Below are 16,276 nucleotides of genomic sequence, written 5' to 3' on the forward strand. Positions count from 1 at the left end.
ACCTGGCTCAGCCTGTCTTCACCCTGGCCTTCGCGAGGGTCTGCAGGTGGGCCACCAGCAGCCTGGCCGCCGGCGAGAGCTTCTTCTCGTCCTGGAAGCAAAGGGCGAAGGCCCGCTTGGCCCACGGGTCCGACAGCGGCACGACCGAGATGCCGAGGCTGCCCGCCACCGGCTCGGCCACTTCGCGGGGAACCACGGCGATTCCGAGGTTGGCGCGAACGCAGCGCATCGACGCATCGAAGGTGCTGACCACGGCGCGATAGTTGATGGGGTTGCCGATGATGGCGGCGGCGCGCGCCAGCATCGTGTGCACCGCGGTCGATGCCGGCAGTCCGACGTGGTCGAACGCCAGGGTCTGCTCGAAGGCGCAGCGCTTCAGGCCGGCCAGCGGGTGCGACGGATGGGCAATGATGGCCAGGCGGTCATGCCGGTAGGAGCGCGTCTGCAATCCCTCCAGGTCGGCCGCGTCCCAGCATACGCCCAACGGCGCGATGCCCTCCCTCACGCCTCGCACCAGGTCGCGGCTGAGCGCCTCCTCCATGTCGATGCGGATGTCGCGGTGCTCCGGCACCTGCAGGAAATCCGCGATGTCGTCCGGCAGGAATTCGGCGATGGACGACACCGTCGCCAGCACCCTGACCTGCCCCTTGATGCCCTTGCCGTACGCTGCCATGTCCCGAGCCACCCGGTCGGCTTCCATCAGCATGGCCCTGGCGTGTTCGAGCATGATCTCGCCGGCGCTCGTGGGCACGATGCCGCGCCGGTGCCGCTCGATGAGCTTGTGGCCCACCGTCTCTTCCAGAAGCAACAGGCGCTTGCTGATGGCGGAGGCGACGATGTGGTGAAGCTCGCCCGCGCGCGCGATGTTGCGCGTGTCGCATACCGTGACGAACAGCCGGAGTGTCGTGAGGTCGAGATCGCGCATCGCTCGAATTCTAGGCTTCCGGATGGGAACGGCTCACGGGGCCGCTCGCGCCTTTCCTGTCTCGTCGGGAACCCCTGGAGTCTGAGCACGGCGCGCGCGTCGCGGGCCAGGACATCTGCTCGCGATCGCGCGGGCGCGCGCTCGGCGCCGAGCAGGAGCCCTTCCTCACCGCCGTCCCGGCGCCGCCCGGACCACCCAATCGAGCTGAGGCAATGCGTAGTGAAGATCGGAGACAAGGAGGATGCGCACGACTTCGGGCTCCAGCGAGGGATTTCGTGGGGTCGGCAGCGGCTCAGGCGGCCTTCGGCGCGGAAAGGATGGCCGTCAATGCGAAGTCGACGAGATGAAGCCAGGTCTCTTCGAGGCCCATGATGCTGTAGTGGTCGGAGCCGGGAATGGTCTCCACGCGGATGGGCGTCGGCCAGGCGGCGATGAGCTTCTCCGAGCGCTCCGGCCGCACGACATCGTCGCGCTCGGCCAGCAGGACCTGGGTGATCGCCGCAACTTCCCTGGAATGCGCCAGGGAGTTGAACTGGTGCCGCAGCATCAGGGAAAGCGGAGCGAGCGGGAAGCGCCTCTTCGCCACCTCCAGCATCGAGTCGTAGGGCGTGACCAGTTGCAGGCTCGAGAATTCGTGCCGCGCCACGAGCTGGATCGCAACGCCTGTCCCCAGGCTCCGGCCGACGACGTGCAGGCGTGCGTGCGGGAAGGCTCGGCGCAGGTGGTTGGCAAACTGGGTCGCGTCCTGGACGGAGGCGATCTCCGAGGGGTGCCCCTGCGAGTCGGCCACGCCCCGGTAGTTGAGCGCGGCGAAGCCGAAGTTCTCCGGCAGCCAGTGCAGCGCCTGGGCGGTGGCACGCACGTCCTCGCCTCGGCCCGCGAAATAGATGAACAGGTCCTGCAGCGCCTCCTCGCCCTGGGGGTGATAGACATAGCCGCGGACCATGCCGCCCGGCACGGTGTGCGAGTACGTGGAAAACTCGTCGGACAGATGAACGACGGGATGCTTGCCGACGTTGAACAGGATGTGTCCCTGGCGTGTCGCGAGGAGGGTCCAATAGGTCGCGATGGCGCCAAGGGCGGCTGCCGAAGCCGATAGTGCGACGCGAGAGACTCTGGATGACAAGGTTTGCTCCGGGAGGAAAGGCCAGGGTGCGGGCGCAGACCATGGCGCCCATGCGCGAAAGTCGACCATTTTGCAGTCGAACGAGGAGCGTCCGATGATTGCTTCCATCACCCTCCCCACCTCGCTGTCGGGAGCACGCCATGAACATCACCATCCTCGGTGCCGGCAATGTCGGCCGGGCCCTCGGCCTGGGTCGTGAGATCGCGTTCGGCCTGCTGCGCCGCTGATTGGCGCTCACCCCTTCATGCGACGAAGAAGGCGCATCAGCCGCTGCTTCCGCACGGAAGATTGAGGGTGACCGTGGTGCCGAATCCGGCCAGGGTGCGCATCCGCATGTCGCCGCCTGACCGGCACACGAAATCTTCAACGGCACAGAGCCCGAGTCCAGCCCGCGGTTCGCCGCGCTTGGTGGTGAAGAAGCGGTCCACGGCGTGCTGCGCGACTTCCGGCCGCATGCCCACGCCATCGTCGCAGACCGAGATGGAAACCGCAGGTCCACCATTTGCCAGGGCGCCACTGCGAATGTCGAAAGTCAGCTGCCCTCCGCGTGGCATTGCATCGCCGGCGTTCTTGATCAGGCTGAGGACGGCGGCCTCCAATGCATGCGGCTCGGCGCGGCAGGCCGGGCATGCCGCCTCGACGTGCATGGCAATGTCTATCCGTCGCCCCAGCGTCGAACGCATGCGCTTGGCCAACGCGCCGAGGAAGTCGCACAAGTCCAGATCAACCGCGCCGGCGACACCGTCGGCGTCAAGGCGCTCAGCGCGGCGCGTTGGAGCAGCGAAGCCAACGGGTTGCTCGGCGCGCGGAAACACAGGCGCGAAGTCGAGCACCCCGGCCAACATCTTTCGAATGAGCGCGAAATGCCGGGCGACAGCCGCCGCTGCCGGCCCTTCAATGACGCCGGCGAGGCCCGACGCTGCAACTGGCGAAACTTCCATGAGCCGCTCCTCGCTCATCTGGCGCTGAGCGTCGCGCGAGTATGGTCGTGAGCCGACCGGGTTCATTGACACGCATCAAGAAGCCGTCTACGGGTTGCCTGGACCTCGGGCCGGTGCCGCAGGCCTCGACGCCGCAGCCTTTCGCATCGTGATCGCATGGAAAGGGCACGTCACGGCGCAATCGCTGCAGCCCGTGCACCGGTCCGCATCGTGCAGCGTCGAATACTTGTTCCATTGCACGGCTTCGAGGCTGAGCAGGTGGAGATCGCAAGCGGCGACGCACCAGCCGCAGCCCGTGCAGCGCGCGATGTCGACCACGGGCAGCCAGCCGGCCCGGTGCGGCCGGGCAGGCGGATGAAGCGGCCCGTCCGGGTCCTCGGCGTGCTTGCGGGTCATGGGTCGAATCATGACAGCCCGCAGGCGCCTCGATCCGGCCCGGACTTGATCGGGATCATGGCGCCGACCGGCGTTGCGCATACAGTCGATCGCCTGCGGGTCGAACCCAGGCTGTCGCCGGGAGGCTTTCCATGAATTTCACAGGTGCTGTTCCAGCCGCCAGACCGTCCGAGGCCGGCCCCGAGGCAGACCCGGCATGCCTGCCGGCGCGCGAACGCTGGGAGCATTTCGACCATGGCGCCGACATCGGCGTGCGCGGCTATGGGCCGACCCCGGCCGCGGCCTTCGAGCAGGCGGCGCTGGCGCTCACCGCGGTCATCACCGGCCCCGATACGGTCATGGCGCGCGAGACCGTGCCCATCGTCTGCGAGTCGGACAATGAAGAGCTGCTCCTGGTCGCGTGGCTCAATGCCATCGTGAGCGAGATGTCCGCCCGACGCATGCTGTTCGGCCGCTTCCATGTCGATCTCCAGGGCGGCCGGCTCTCGGCGACGGCAAGCGGCGAGCCCCTGTCGGTCCGGCGGCACCAGCCGGCGGTCGAGGTCAAGGGGGCCACCTACACCGCGCTGCGCGTGGCCCGCACCGCCGACGGCGGCTGGCTGGCCCAGACCGTCGTGGATGTCTGACCATGGACACCGCATCGCTGACAAGGCTCGGCCCCTGCGAATGGGAGATTCCGGCGCGGGGCAAGATGAAGGTGCCGGTGATCGTCTACGGCTCGCAGTCCCTAGTTCGCGACATGGACGCCAAGGCGCAAGAGCAGGCCGTCAATGTGGCCTGCCTGCCGGGGATCGTCCGGGCCTCGTATGTCATGCCGGATGCCCATTGGGGCTACGGCTTCCCCATCGGCGGCGTGGCCGCGTTCGACGCGCGGCAGGATGGCGTGGTCTGCGCCGGCGGCGTGGGCTTCGACATCTCATGCGGCGTGCGCTGCCTGCGCACCGGGCTGACGCTCGGCGAGATCCTGCCGGTCCAGCATCGACTGGCCGACGCCCTCTTTGCCGGCGTGCCCGCGGGCATGGGCAGCCGCGGTGCGATCAGCCTCAACCAGGCGCAGATGCACGACATGCTGGCCGGCGGCGCCCGCTGGGCGGTCGGGCAAGGATGGGGAATGCCCGAAGACCTGGAGCGGATCGAGGAACGCGGCCAGATGCTGCATGCCAAGCCCGGCTTCGTGTCGGACCTGGCCAGGAAGCGCCAGCGCGAGGAGATGGGCACCCTGGGCAGCGGCAACCACTACCTGGAGGTCCAGGAAGTGACCGAGATCTTCGAGCCGTCCACCGCGCAGGCCTTCGGACTGAAGCAGGGCGACATCGTCGTGATGATCCACTGCGGCTCTCGCGGCCTGGGACACCAGATCGGCACCGACTACCTGCGCCTGATGGCCGAGGCGGCGCCAGGCTACGGCATCCTTCCGCCCGAGCGCGAACTGGCCTGCGCGCCGCTGGACTCCGACCTGGGCCAGCGCTACCTGGGTGCGATGCGGGCGGCGATCAATTGCGCCCTGGCCAACCGCCAGATCCTCACGCACCTGGTGCGGCAGATCTTTGCCCGGATCTGTCCCGCGGCGCAGCTGCCCTTGCTCTACGACGTGTCGCACAACACCTGCAAGATGGAAGAGCACCGCGTCGACGGGCAGCCGCGCGAGCTCTTCGTGCATCGCAAGGGCGCCACGCGCGCCTACGGCCCGGGCCACCCCGATCTGCCGGAATCCCTGCGCGCGGCGGGCCAGCCCGTGCTGATCGGGGGCTCCATGGGCACCAGCTCGTACGTGCTGGCCGGCACGCCGCAGTCGGAGTCGCTCGCCTTCTCCTCGGCCTGCCACGGGGCGGGACGCGCCATGAGCCGGCACGAGGCCCTGAAGCACTGGGAGGGCCCTCGGGTGGTGGCCGACCTGGAGGCGCAGGGCATCCTCGTGCGCAGCCCCTCCCCGCGCGGCGTCGCCGAAGAAGCGCCCGGTGCCTACAAGGATGTCGCCGCCGTGGTGGATGCGGCCGACGAGGCCGGGCTGGCGCGCAAGGTGGCGCGCCTGCGCCCGCGCATCTGCATCAAGGGTTAGTCCGCAGTTCGCCCTCGCGCACCCACAAGCCCGGTGCCTCGCAGCGCAGCAGTTCGCTGCCGCTGAGCACGTACGCTCCGATCTGGAAGACGACGCCGTTGAACTGGCAATAGCCGCCCGGGCCTTCAGGCTCGATGTCTTCCTTCTCGTCGTCGTCGAGGATGGGCGAGGTTTCCCGCTCAGGGTCGGGGGCACCCACCTGGAGGTGGTCGCCGGGGATGTGTGTGTGGGCCATGGGGGCACCATAGTCGCGCCGATCCCGTGCTCCCTTGATCGGGCGCAAACGAGCTTCATGCGCGCTGCGCGATCATGGCGCTGCCGACGCGTGCCGACGCGTCCTGGAGGATGAAGCCATGATCTTCGCCGACCGCCTTGATGCCGCCGAGCGGCTTGCCAAAGCACTGCAGGCCTACCGTGGCCGCCATCCACTGATCCTGGCCATCCCTCGTGGCGCCGTGCCGATGGGCGACCGGCTGGCCCAGCGGCTGGATGGCGATCTCGACGTCGTGCTGGTCAGGAAGCTGAGGGCGCCCGGCTCGCCGGAGTTCGCCGTCGGGTCCGTCGACGAAAGCGGATGGGCCTATCTCGCGCCGCATGCGCATGCCGCCGGCGCGGACAAGGCCTACATCGAGGAAGAGAAGCGCCACCAGCTCGACGTGCTGGGCGAGCGGCGCCGCCGGTACACGCCCGGCCGCCCGCCGATCGACCCTGCGGGCCGCGTCGCCATCGTGGTGGACGATGGCCTCGCCACCGGCGCGACCATGATCGCCGCCCTGCACGCGGTGCGCGCCCGCAAGCCGGCGACGCTCGTGTGCGCGGTGCCGGTGGCATCCCGCGACAGCCTCGCCCTGGTGCGCCCGCTGGCCGACGAGGTCGTATGCCTCGGTGCGCCCGAGGACTTCTACGCCGTCGGGCAGTTCTACCGCAGCTTCGACCAGGTCGAGGACGAAGAGGCGATCCGCCTGCTCGCCGACGCCGCTGCCCGGGGCAAGCCCTCGCCGTGACCGGCGACCCGCGCGCGCAGAGCGTCGAAGGCGGGGGCAAGGGGACGCGGCTGCGCCTGTTCCTGAGTGGCGATGTCATGACCGGTCGCGGCATCGACCAGGTGCTGCCGCACCCCTGCAATCCGCACCTGTTCGAGTCGTGGGTGCACACGGCGACCCGCTATGTCGAGCTTGCCGAGGAGGCATCGGGCCCGATCGGACGGGGGCTGGACTTCGGCTACCCCTGGGGCGATGCGTTGGAGGTCCTGCGGGCGCGGCGCCCCGACGTGCGCATCGTGAACCTGGAGACGGCCGTGACCACCCGCGAGGACTGGCAAAGGGGCAAGGGCATCCACTACCGCATGAATCCGGACAACCTGCCCTGCCTCACGCGAGCCGGCATCGACTGCTGTGTCCTCGCCAACAACCACGTCCTGGACTGGGGCCCCGCGGGGCTCGAGCAGACGCTCTCGTCCCTGCATTCGGCCGGCATCCGGACGGCCGGCGCCGGGCGCAACGCGCGGGAGGCCGCGGCGCCGGCCGTCTTCGAACTGGAGGGGCAGGCCAGGCTGCTGCTGTTCGCCTTCGCCACCCCGGACAGCGGCGTCAGCGCGGACTGGGCCGCCACCGGGCGACGCAGCGGCGTCAACTACCTGGACGCGCCGTCCGCGCGCGCGGCGCAGCGGGTGGCCGCCGAGATCGCGCGACACAGGCAGCCAGGGGACATCGTGGTCGTGTCGGTGCACTGGGGCGGCAACTGGGGCTTCGGCATTCCGCCCGAGGAACGTGCCTTCGCGCACGGCTTGATCGACGCGGGCGCGGCAGACATCGTCCATGGCCACTCCTCGCACCACGTCAAGGGCATCGAGGTCCACGGCGGCAAGCTCATCCTGTATGGCTCCGGCGACCTGATCAACGACTACGAGGGCATCGGCGGCTATGAAGCGTTCCGCTCCGAACTGTCGCTGATGTATTTTCCCGAGGTCGAGCGTACAACGGGCCGCCTGCACCGGCTGAGCCTGGTGCCGATGCGCATGCGGCGTTTCCGACTGGAGCGCGCGCCCGAGGAAGGCGCCGCATGGCTGCAGGAGACTCTCGGCCGGGAAGGACGGGTGCTGGGCACGCAAGTGACCCGGCAGGCGGACGCACTCCTCCTGGACTGGTGAAGAAGATCCCCGCGCGCTCGCGGCGCGGACCGGTGGCCGTCGGCTGCTAAGGCCTGGGCCTTGCCGCGTGCCCATCCTTCGCAAGGTCGAACCAGGGCCTGGACCGATCGTGCATGGCATCGACCGCGACGACCGCGCCCTCCTCCAGGCGAAGCGGCTCGTCGAAGCGATAGATCGTCTGCTGCCAGTTCGCCACCGGCCGACGCCGCGTGGGGTGGTTCTCGAACACGAGGCCGGCGCCGAGCTCGAAGCGGATCCATTGAATCACCCCGTAGCAAAGGCCGCCCTGAACCGCGGTCAGCGCGAGGCGCTTGTTTTCGGCGGGAAAGCTCGATGCCTTGCGGAAGTCGAAGCGGAAGGCTTCGATGTCGCCGGACAGCAGGATGCGAGGCAGGTCCTCCCGATGAATCGGGTGCTTCTTCGGATGAATGGCGTTGAACAGGCGCAGGTCGAACCCGAAGGCCTCCTCGACATGAAGCTCTCTTCCGAGCTCATCGCCACCGACCAGCGCGATCATGATGCTGGCCGCGGACGGCAGGATCTCCCCACCCGGCTTGAGCAGGCGGGCCTTGGCATCCTCGATCGCCGGAAGGACATGCTCCCCCAGCAGCTCGCTGGAGAAGATCTCGTGGACCAGGATGTCCGCCTTCGCCGGCAGGTCCTTCTCCAGCTGGACCGCGTACGAGGGCTTTGCCAGGACCTCGATCCGGTCCTGGAGCCCGTTGCGCTCGATGATCTTCGATGCGGTGTCGGCAACCAGGCGGACCGCCTCGCAGGTGACCACCTTCCGCGCCCCGAGCTTCGCGGCCATCATCGCGAGAAGGCCCGAGCCCGTCCCGATCTCGAACACGAGCTTGTCCGGCGTGACGACCGATTTCAGGCCTTCGTGGTAGGCGAGGTTGCGCTCGTGCTCGTTCATCATCGACACATGCCAGAGCGGAACGAGCTTGCTCAACAACCACTCCGCGCCCAGCCTGGCCGTGAGGCTGTCCGGATGGACTTTCAAGATCTCGCGGCAGAGCTGGATGCCCTCTTCGGCCCGGCCCAGCTGCAGCAGGCACAGGGTGGCCTTCTCCAGGGTCGGGCCGTCGTTCGGCGCCAGGGCCAGCGCCGCCGTGTAATCCGCGGCGGCCCGCTGCGGGTCGCCGAGGCTGTCGTGCGTGTCACCCCGATGAACCCTCAATTCGGCGACCTCCGGCGCAAGCAGGATGGCCTGGTTGAAGCTGGCCAATGCATCGTCGAGGCGCCCGAGCGACGACTGGCAGTTTCCACGGGCGGTCCATGCGGGAACCGAGCGAGGGTCGAGCTGGATGGCCCGGTCGGCCGCCGCGATGCCCGCATCGAACGCGTTCAACCGGTACCGGCTGTCGGCCAGGCTGGCCCAGCCATCCGGATGCGCCGAAAACTTCTCGGTATAGATCCTGAAGGACTCCGCCGCGCTCTTGAAATCCTTCAGCTCCCTCTGGCACGTCCCGATGTTGAACAGCAGGTCGGCGTTCTCCGGGCCCTGCTGGCGAACCTGCTGTAGCAATTCGAGCGATCGGGCGTAGTTGCGCACCAGCGCATGCATCATGGCGCACAGGCGCTTGAGCTCGACATGCGCGGGCGCCTGGAGGCACCAGGCTTCGCATTCGGCGATGGCTTCAGCGTGCCGGCCCTCCCTGAAAGTCTTCTTCAAGGCGTCGATATCTGGCTTCATTGTTCTGGGAGGAAGGGTGGTGGCGGATTATCTGCCACGGCCTCGAATGAGCGGCCGGCCTACTTCGGTCGCCGCATCCTGAACAGCGTGTCGGCTCCGATCTCGAAGTAGTCGGCCGGCCCGCCGGCACGAAGAATGGGCCGCGCGGCGGCGGTGTCGTAGATGCCGTCCCGCAGCAGCGCCTTCGAGATGTGCACGGCAACGACCTCGCCGAGGGTCAACCACGAATCGACCGCCGTGCCGTCGGCGGCCTGGAGCCGGATGCACTGCGTCATCCGGCACTCGAGCGACACCGGGCTCTCGCCCACGCGAGGCACGCTCACCACGCGCGAGGGCACCGGGGTCAGGCCCGACAGGGCGAACTCGTCGACCTCCGGCGGCACCGAGGCGCTGGTCTGGTTCATCGCCTCCGCCAGCGGGCGTGTGGCCAGGTTCCAGACGAACTCGCCCGTCTCCTGGATGTTGCGCACCGTGTCCTTGTAGCCGATGCTCGAAAAACCCACGATCGGCGGCTTGTAGTTGAAGCCGTTGAAGAAACTGTAAGGCGCGAGGTTCAAGGCCCCGTCGGCGGCGCGCGACGCGATCCAGCCGATCGGCCGCGGCCCGACGATCGCGTTGAAGGGGTCGTGCGGCAACCCGGTCCCGAGGCGGGGCTCGTAGAAGTGGAAGTCGTCCGTCATCGGCATCAGTCTCCGGTATTTGGCAAGGGCCTCGCCGCGAAGCGGCCGATGCCGAAGGCCGGGGCGTCAGTCACATCGAAACAGGACACCCTCCTGGGCCGGCGCGTTGCCCAGTGTGTGAAGGGTCGCCCCCTTCTTCCGGCAGTACGCGTCGGCCTGGAACCACGTCGAGGCGCGCAGCTGGCCGTCGCGCAGTGGGACGACTTCGTTGGGAAGCGAGTTGCAGCCGGCAACCGCCAGGACCAGGGCAAGGCAAGCGAGAAATTTCATCGACGCATTCTGTCGCAATTCGCGGGCGACCCCACCGGCTTCGTTCCCACCCGCCGCCTCAGCCCGAGGCCAGCCGCGCGATCGCGCGATCGACGCCGCCGCGGCCGAAGGGCACGCCCTGCACCGTCATCGCCGCTTCGACGCCGGCGAGGCAGCCGAGAATCATGGCCGGGTTCATGTCTCCCAGATGGCCGATGCGAAAGGCCCGGCCCGCGAGCGGCCCGAGACCGCCGGCGATGGCCACCTGGAAGCGCTCCCGCGCCACGCCACGGATCGCCTCGGGGTCGATGCCGGGCCCGACCGCGATGGTCGTCACCGACACCGAGCGCGTCGCGGGCACCTGGGCGAAGAAGCCCAACGCCCCGCCCTCGCTCCAGCACGCGACCGCCGCATGCACGGCGTCGGCAAGGGCCCGGTGGCGCGCGAACACCTGCGGCAGGCCTTCGCGAAAGATCAAGGCGAGCGATGCCTCCAGTCCGGCCAGCAGGCTCTGGGGCGGCGTGCCGCAGAACTTGCGGTACGACAGCGGGCTCTGCCGCGCGCGCCAGTCCCAGTAGTAGCGCGGCGCGGGGTTGGCGCGCGAGACCTCCATCGCCGCCGCGTCGACCGCGACGAAGGCCAGCCCCGGCGGCACCATCAGCCCCTTCTGGCTGGCGCCCACGGCCACGTCGACGCGCAAGGCATCCATCGCGAAGGGTGCGGCCGCGAGCGAGGCGACGACGTCGACCACGAAGAGGGCCGGATGGCCGCTGCGGTCGATGGCCGCGCGCAAACCGGCCAGGTCGCTGGTGATGCCGCTGGCCGTGTCGGTGTGGACGACGAACACCGCGACGATCTCGCGCGCCACGTCCTCGCGCAGCACGGCCTCGACCTGCGCCGGGTCGATGGGCAGGCCCTCGACCCACGGCGTGCGGCGCACGGCGACGCCCATCGCCTCGGCCTGCACCGCCCACGACTCCGAGAAATGGCCCGTGCCCGCGACCAGCACCGACCGGCCCGGCGCCGCCAGGTTGGCGAGCACCGCCTCCCAGGCCCCATGGCCGTTGGCGGCGTAGAGGAAGACATCGGACGCCTCGGCATGGAGCAGCCGCTTCAACCCGCCTTCGCAGGCCGCGATGCACCGGTCCACGCGCGGATCGCCCAGATCCATGGGCTGCCGGCTCATGGCGTGCAGGACTTCGTCGGGCACGCGGCTCGGGCCGGGGGAATGCAGAAAGCGGTGACCGGGAAGGCGTGCGGCGTCGTTCATGCGCCATCCTAAGCGCTGGGGCCGGCTTAAGTTTCACCTAAGACCCGCCACGGACACTGCTTCCCGGCAGCCCGCTCTTCTCCTCCTCCCTCCCTCCACAAGGGGCTGCCCTTCACCCGCTTCGGCGGGCTTTTTTTTGCCTGTCGCGTCGCAGGATGAAGACCGGGCGCCGCGCGACCCCTTCACGGATCGCGGGGACTGCTGCCTTCCTTCGGCCGCCCGGGCGGCTGGTCCGGCGCCTCGATGGGGTTGCCGTAGAGCGGCCGCACGCCGAATCGCGTGCTGATCGCGTAGGCCACACCGCTCGCCAGCATGACCGGCACGGCCAGCTGGAACTGGTTGGTCATCTCCAGCACCATCACGATCGCCATCAGCGGGGCATGGGTGACCGCCGCGAGCACCGCGGCCATGCCGATCACGGCCAGCACGCGCGGGTCGCCGACCATCGAGGCGGGCAGCCACAGCGCCGCGATCTGCGCCAGCGTGCTGCCCGCCGCCGCGCCGACGAAGAGCGAGGGCGTGAACACGCCGCCGATGGCGCCGCTGCCCGCGCTGAGCGCGGTGGCCGCGACCTTGGCGATGAGCACGAAGGCGAGCGCCTGCCACAGCAGGTCGCCCTGCAGCACGCGCGACACCACGCTGTAGCCGTTGCCCCAGACCTCCGGCACCGCCGCCGAGAGCAGGCCCACCAGCAAGCCGCCCAGCCCCAGGCGCAGCGTGAGCGAGTGCACCCGCGCGAAGAGCGCGCGCGTGCGCTCGAGCAGGCCCAGCAGCAGCCAGCCCAGGCCGCCGAACAGCACACCGGTGGCCAGCGCCAGGCCGAGGCTGGTCGGCGCGACCACCGTGGCCGGCATGGCGTAGAGCGGCGCCGGCTCGACCAGCCAGTAGATGAGCGAGCTCGCGGTGGCGGAGGCAATGAGCACCGGCGCCACCGTGCTGCGCGCGAAGAAGCCGAGCGCGAGTTCCAGCACGAAGACCACCCCCGCGACCGGCGCGTGGTAAGCCGAGCCGATGCCCGCGGCGATGCCGCAGACCATGAGCGCATTGCGCTGCTCGGCCGTCAATGGCAGCAGGCGCGCCAGGCACGATGCGAGCCATGCGGCGATCTGCACCATCGGCCCCTCGCGCCCGATCGAGGCCCCGGTGCCGACCGAGACCAGCGCCGACACGCTGCGAGCGAAGGTGGTGCGGTCGTTCAGGCGCGCCTCGCCGGCGCGCGCGGCATCGAGGTAGTCGAGATTCACATCCCCGCGCGGGCCGCGCCGCGCCCACGCCGTGCCGGCCTGCAGCACGCCGCCGGCCAGCAGCCCGCCCAGGGTGCAGACCAGGGCGCGGTGCCAGGGCGAGAGGCTGCGCGCCGCTTCCACCAGGCCGCCGGCATGGCCGGTGGCGAGCCATTCGACCTGCTGCGTGAGCCAGCGGAACCCCACCACGGCCGCCGCGGACAAGGCGCCGGCCACCGCGGCCCAGAACCAGAAATGCAGGGTGCGCGCGGCCGGGCGCAGGCGGCCCGCGGCATTCGCCCCGGGGTCCTTAGCAGGCCGCACGTTGCCGCTCGAGCGCCAGCACGGCGTCCGCCAGGGCCGCCGTTCCCGCGTCCGACAGGTCGGTGGCCGCGAGCGAGCGACGCTGCGCCCATTGCATGAAATGCCGCTCCTGCGAACGGGTGTAGTGCGGGTCGTAGTGCATCGCCATCAGCTCGGCGAACAGGCTCGGCAGCTCGCCGCCGCGCGCCCAGGCCTGCCAGCGCTGCACCGTCTCCTTGCCCTGGAGTTCCTTGAGCAGGCCCAGTTGCGTCGCGAGCGCTTCGCGGTCGTCGCCCAGGTAGGCATAGTCGCGCAGCAGATAGTCGAGCCGCGCCTGCGGCGTGGCGTCGATCTCGATGCAGGCTGCGGCCCTCATGCGCGCCACCAGCGTCATCGGCAGCGAGATCCGTCCGATGCGGGCGCTCTCGCCTTCCACATACACGACGCGCGATGGGTCGAAGGATTCGAGCACGGTGGCGATGCGCGTCTCGAAGGCCTTCTGCGAGGGCTGCGCGACGCCGGGCAGCGCGCCCAGCAGCGAGCCCTTGTGGCGGGCGGCGTCTTCCAGGTCCAGCACCTGCGCGCCGCGCTCGGCCAGCGCCTGCAGGATGCGCGTCTTCGCGCTGCCGGTGGCGCCGCAGATCACGCGCAGCTCCAGCCTGGGGCAGAGCGCCTCCAGCTGCGCCAGCACATGGTGGCGGAAGCTCTTGTAGCCGCCGGCGAGTTGTTGCGCGTCCCAGCCCACCAGGCGCAGCCAGGTCACCATCGAGCCGCTGCGCATGCCGCCGCGCCAGCAGTAGACCAGCGGCTTCCAGCCGGCGGGCTTGTCCGCGAAGCGCTCGCGCAGATGGCGCGCCAGGTTCGCCGCCACCATGGCGCCGCCCACGCGTCGGGCCTCGAAGGCGCCCTGCTGCTTGTAGAGCGTGCCGACGATGCGGCGCTCCTCGTCGTCGAGCACCGGGCAGTTGATGGCGCCGGGGATATGGTCGAGCGCGAACTCGGCCGGCGAGCGCGCATCGATCAGCACATCGAAGGCGTGGAAATCGGCCACGCGCGCCGGTCCGCGTTGCGTCATGGGCGCGCCCCCGCACCGGAATGCGCCCGGCCGGCGCCATGCCCGCCGGCACGACGCCACGCCTTTTGTCTCACCATCATGGAACCGATCGCCCTTGCACGTTGTTCACACGGGGGCGGCTGCGGATGCAAGAACGCCCCCGGCTTGCTGGGCGAGATTCTGGCACGCGCGCCGCGAGGCGTCGTTGCGCCGGCCTTGCCGGCGGCCGCGCGGGCGCGTGGCACCACCGCCGCGGGCGGCATTCGCGATCTCGCCACGTCGGCCCCTGGCTGACCCCGGGGCGCAGCATCGGCCTACGGTGCCGGGGCGCGCCGCCCCCTCCAATCGGGCCCAGAAACCGACACGGTCAAAGGCACGCGAGCTTGCGCCACCCGCTGTCGGGCGAGGGAATCCTTCATGGGCGAACGCACTGGCACCGAACTGTCCGACATCCTCGCAGCGGCGCCCGAGCCGTCGCGCCGATCCTTCATCCGCGGCGCAGTCCTCTACGCGATGTTCGCCGGCACCGGCATCGGTGTATCGGCCTGCGGCGGCGGCGGCTCGGGCGGCGGCGGCACGCCACCGGGCGGCGCGGCCACCTCCTTCATGCACGGCGTCGCGAGCGGCGACCCCATGGCCGACCGCGTGATCCTGTGGACGCGCGTCACGGTGGCGAGCCCCGGCACCGTCAATCTCGCCTGGGAAGTCTCCAGCGATTCGAACTTCGGCGTCATCGTGGCGCGCGGCACGGCCAGCACGGGACCGGAGCGCGATCACACCGTCAAGGTCGACGCCACCGGCCTGCAGCCTTCCAGCGTCTACTTCTATCGCTTCTACCTGGGCGCGGAACCGTCGCCCACGGGGCGCACGAAGACGCTGCCCGTGGGCAACGTGTCGCAAGTGCGGATGGCGGTGCTCTCATGCGCGAATTTTCCGGCGGGCTACTTCAACGTGTACGCCGAGGTGGCGAAGCACACCGACATCGACCTCGCCCTGCACGTGGGCGACTACATCTACGAGTACGGCCTGCTCGGCTACGCGTCGCAGCTGGCCATCGCCTTCGACCGCGAGTCGCAGCCGACGCACGAGCTTCTGACGCTCGACGACTACCGCCAGCGCCACGCGCAATACCGCACCGACAAGGACCTGGCCGCGTTCCACGCCAGCCTGCCGGTGATCGCCGTGTGGGACGACCATGACCTCGCCAACAATGCGTGGTCGGGCGGCGCGGGAAACCACGACCCGGCCACCGAAGGAAGCTTCACGGCGCGCCGGGCCGCCGCCGTGCAGGCCTACGAGGAGTGGCTGCCCATCCGCTTGCCCGATCCCGCCAACACGCTGAAGATCTACCGCTCCTTCGACTTCGGCAATCTCGTCTCGCTGCACATGCTCGACACCCGGCTGATCGCGCGCGACCAGCAGGTCACGCTGGATCAGTATCTCAACGGCGCGGCCGCCAGCCCCACGCGGCAGCTGATGGGCGCCGAACAGTCGGATTGGCTCACGGCGCGCATGGCCGCCTCCGGCGCGACCTGGCAGGTGCTCGGTCAACAGGTGCTGATGGCACGCATGGAGATCCCGCTGAGCGTCGCGAGCGCCTTCACGCTGGAGACGCTCAGCGAATTCCTGCTGGCGCAGTCGACGCCCGAAGCCTTGCGCAGCGACAGCCAGCGGGCCCTGCTGAACCAGCGCACCGTTCCCTACAACCTCGACGCCTGGGACGGCTACCCCGCGGCGCGCGAGACCGTGCTGGCGGCGGCCCGCTCCATGGGCAAGAACCTCGTCTCGGTCGCCGGCGACACCCACAACGCGTGGGCCAGCAACCTGACCGATGCGAGCGGGCAGCGCGTCGGCGTGGAGTTCGCGACCGCATCGGTCAGCTCGCCGGGCTTCGAAGTCCTGCTGCCCTTCATCTCCGGTCCGGTCCTGACGGATGCCTTCCCCAGGATGGTGAAGGACCTGCGCTACGCGGAGACCACCCATCGAGGCTACCTCACGCTCACGCTCACGCCGGCCGAGGCGCGCGCCGACTGGACGGAGATCAGCACCGTCTTCAGCCACGCCTATTCCGCGCGCGTCGCCCGCAGCATGCACGCCTTGCCGGGCGTGGCCAATCTCGACGTGCTCCCCGTGTAGACGAGGCTGCCGCCATTCCATGAAGCGCCAATGCGGCGCGGCCCCCCGCACGACGCACGACGCACG

Annotated in this window: 16 protein-coding genes; 5 read left to right on the forward strand and 11 right to left on the reverse strand. The window is 69.8% G+C overall.

The features are described from left to right. Positions 1 to 7: 7 nt before the first annotated feature. From AC1DNF_RS23225 to AC1DNF_RS23240, 4 genes are all read right to left on the reverse strand, one after another. Positions 8 to 925, reverse strand: a complete 918-nt coding sequence (locus AC1DNF_RS23225) for a LysR family transcriptional regulator (RefSeq protein ID WP_478150994.1) — start codon at positions 923 to 925, stop codon at positions 8 to 10. A gap of 292 nt (positions 926 to 1,217) precedes the next feature. Next, positions 1,218 to 2,051 carry an alpha/beta hydrolase gene (locus AC1DNF_RS23230; RefSeq protein ID WP_478150995.1) on the reverse strand — a complete coding sequence of 278 codons (834 nt, stop codon included), beginning with the start codon at positions 2,049 to 2,051 and terminating at the stop codon, positions 1,218 to 1,220. Between the two features lie 263 nt (positions 2,052 to 2,314). Next, the gene (locus AC1DNF_RS23235) at positions 2,315 to 3,058 is read right to left on the reverse strand and encodes an ATP-binding protein (protein WP_478150996.1); all 744 of its coding nucleotides are present in this window, start codon (positions 3,056 to 3,058) and stop codon (positions 2,315 to 2,317) included. A gap of 21 nt (positions 3,059 to 3,079) precedes the next feature. Beyond that, a complete protein-coding gene (locus AC1DNF_RS23240) occupies positions 3,080 to 3,388 on the reverse strand; it encodes an ATP-binding protein (RefSeq protein ID WP_478150997.1) in 309 nt (102 codons plus the stop codon). 131 nt (positions 3,389 to 3,519) lie between these two features. On the opposite strand from AC1DNF_RS23240, the gene AC1DNF_RS23245 reads away from it, so the two are divergent. Both AC1DNF_RS23245 and AC1DNF_RS23250 read left to right on the forward strand, forming a co-directional pair. Continuing rightward, positions 3,520 to 4,014: an archease gene (locus AC1DNF_RS23245; RefSeq protein ID WP_478150998.1), complete on the forward strand. Its 495-nt coding sequence runs from the start codon at positions 3,520 to 3,522 to the stop codon at positions 4,012 to 4,014. A 2-nt stretch (positions 4,015 to 4,016) separates the two neighbouring features. Beyond that, complete coding sequence (locus AC1DNF_RS23250; protein WP_478150999.1) at positions 4,017 to 5,447, forward strand: RtcB family protein; 1,431 nt, start codon at positions 4,017 to 4,019, stop codon at positions 5,445 to 5,447. Here the strand turns inward: AC1DNF_RS23250 and AC1DNF_RS23255 are convergent. Then, positions 5,437 to 5,682, reverse strand: a complete 246-nt coding sequence (locus AC1DNF_RS23255) for a hypothetical protein (RefSeq protein WP_478151000.1) — start codon at positions 5,680 to 5,682, stop codon at positions 5,437 to 5,439. The two genes, AC1DNF_RS23250 and AC1DNF_RS23255, sit on opposite strands and share 11 nt — an antisense overlap. Before the next feature lie 118 nt (positions 5,683 to 5,800). On the opposite strand from AC1DNF_RS23255, the gene AC1DNF_RS23260 reads away from it, so the two are divergent. Further along, positions 5,801 to 6,451: a phosphoribosyltransferase gene (locus AC1DNF_RS23260; RefSeq protein ID WP_478151001.1), complete on the forward strand. Its 651-nt coding sequence runs from the start codon at positions 5,801 to 5,803 to the stop codon at positions 6,449 to 6,451. Further along, entirely contained in the window at positions 6,448 to 7,596 is a 1,149-nt protein-coding gene (locus tag AC1DNF_RS23265; RefSeq protein WP_478151002.1) for a CapA family protein, read from the forward strand. The genes AC1DNF_RS23260 and AC1DNF_RS23265 overlap by 4 nt, the downstream gene beginning before the upstream one ends. A 46-nt stretch (positions 7,597 to 7,642) precedes the next feature. Here the strand turns inward: AC1DNF_RS23265 and AC1DNF_RS23270 are convergent, their stop codons facing one another. From AC1DNF_RS23270 to mnmH, 6 genes are all read right to left on the reverse strand, one after another. Beyond that, the gene (locus tag AC1DNF_RS23270; protein ID WP_478151003.1) at positions 7,643 to 9,295 is read right to left on the reverse strand and encodes a tetratricopeptide repeat protein; all 1,653 of its coding nucleotides are present in this window, start codon (positions 9,293 to 9,295) and stop codon (positions 7,643 to 7,645) included. 59 nt (positions 9,296 to 9,354) lie between these two features. Then, the gene (locus AC1DNF_RS23275; RefSeq protein ID WP_478151004.1) at positions 9,355 to 9,975 is read right to left on the reverse strand and encodes a flavin reductase family protein; all 621 of its coding nucleotides are present in this window, start codon (positions 9,973 to 9,975) and stop codon (positions 9,355 to 9,357) included. A gap of 66 nt (positions 9,976 to 10,041) precedes the next feature. After that, entirely contained in the window at positions 10,042 to 10,245 is a 204-nt protein-coding gene (locus tag AC1DNF_RS23280) for a hypothetical protein (protein ID WP_478151005.1), read from the reverse strand. A 58-nt stretch (positions 10,246 to 10,303) separates the two neighbouring features. Further along, positions 10,304 to 11,494 (reverse strand): pyridoxal-phosphate-dependent aminotransferase family protein, encoded by a 1,191-nt coding sequence (locus AC1DNF_RS23285; protein WP_478151006.1) that lies wholly within the window; start codon positions 11,492 to 11,494, stop codon positions 10,304 to 10,306. Between the two features lie 182 nt (positions 11,495 to 11,676). Beyond that, entirely contained in the window at positions 11,677 to 13,041 is a 1,365-nt protein-coding gene (locus tag AC1DNF_RS23290) for a chloride channel protein (RefSeq protein ID WP_478151007.1), read from the reverse strand. After that, positions 13,028 to 14,095: a tRNA 2-selenouridine(34) synthase MnmH gene (gene mnmH / locus AC1DNF_RS23295; RefSeq protein ID WP_478151008.1), complete on the reverse strand. Its 1,068-nt coding sequence runs from the start codon at positions 14,093 to 14,095 to the stop codon at positions 13,028 to 13,030. The genes AC1DNF_RS23290 and mnmH overlap by 14 nt, the downstream gene beginning before the upstream one ends. A 396-nt stretch (positions 14,096 to 14,491) precedes the next feature. On the opposite strand from mnmH, the gene AC1DNF_RS23300 reads away from it, so the two are divergent. Beyond that, complete coding sequence (locus AC1DNF_RS23300; RefSeq protein ID WP_478151009.1) at positions 14,492 to 16,210, forward strand: alkaline phosphatase D family protein; 1,719 nt, start codon at positions 14,492 to 14,494, stop codon at positions 16,208 to 16,210. Positions 16,211 to 16,276: the final 66 nt, after the last annotated feature.

This window comes from Variovorax sp. 01T432 (assembly GCF_056398605.1).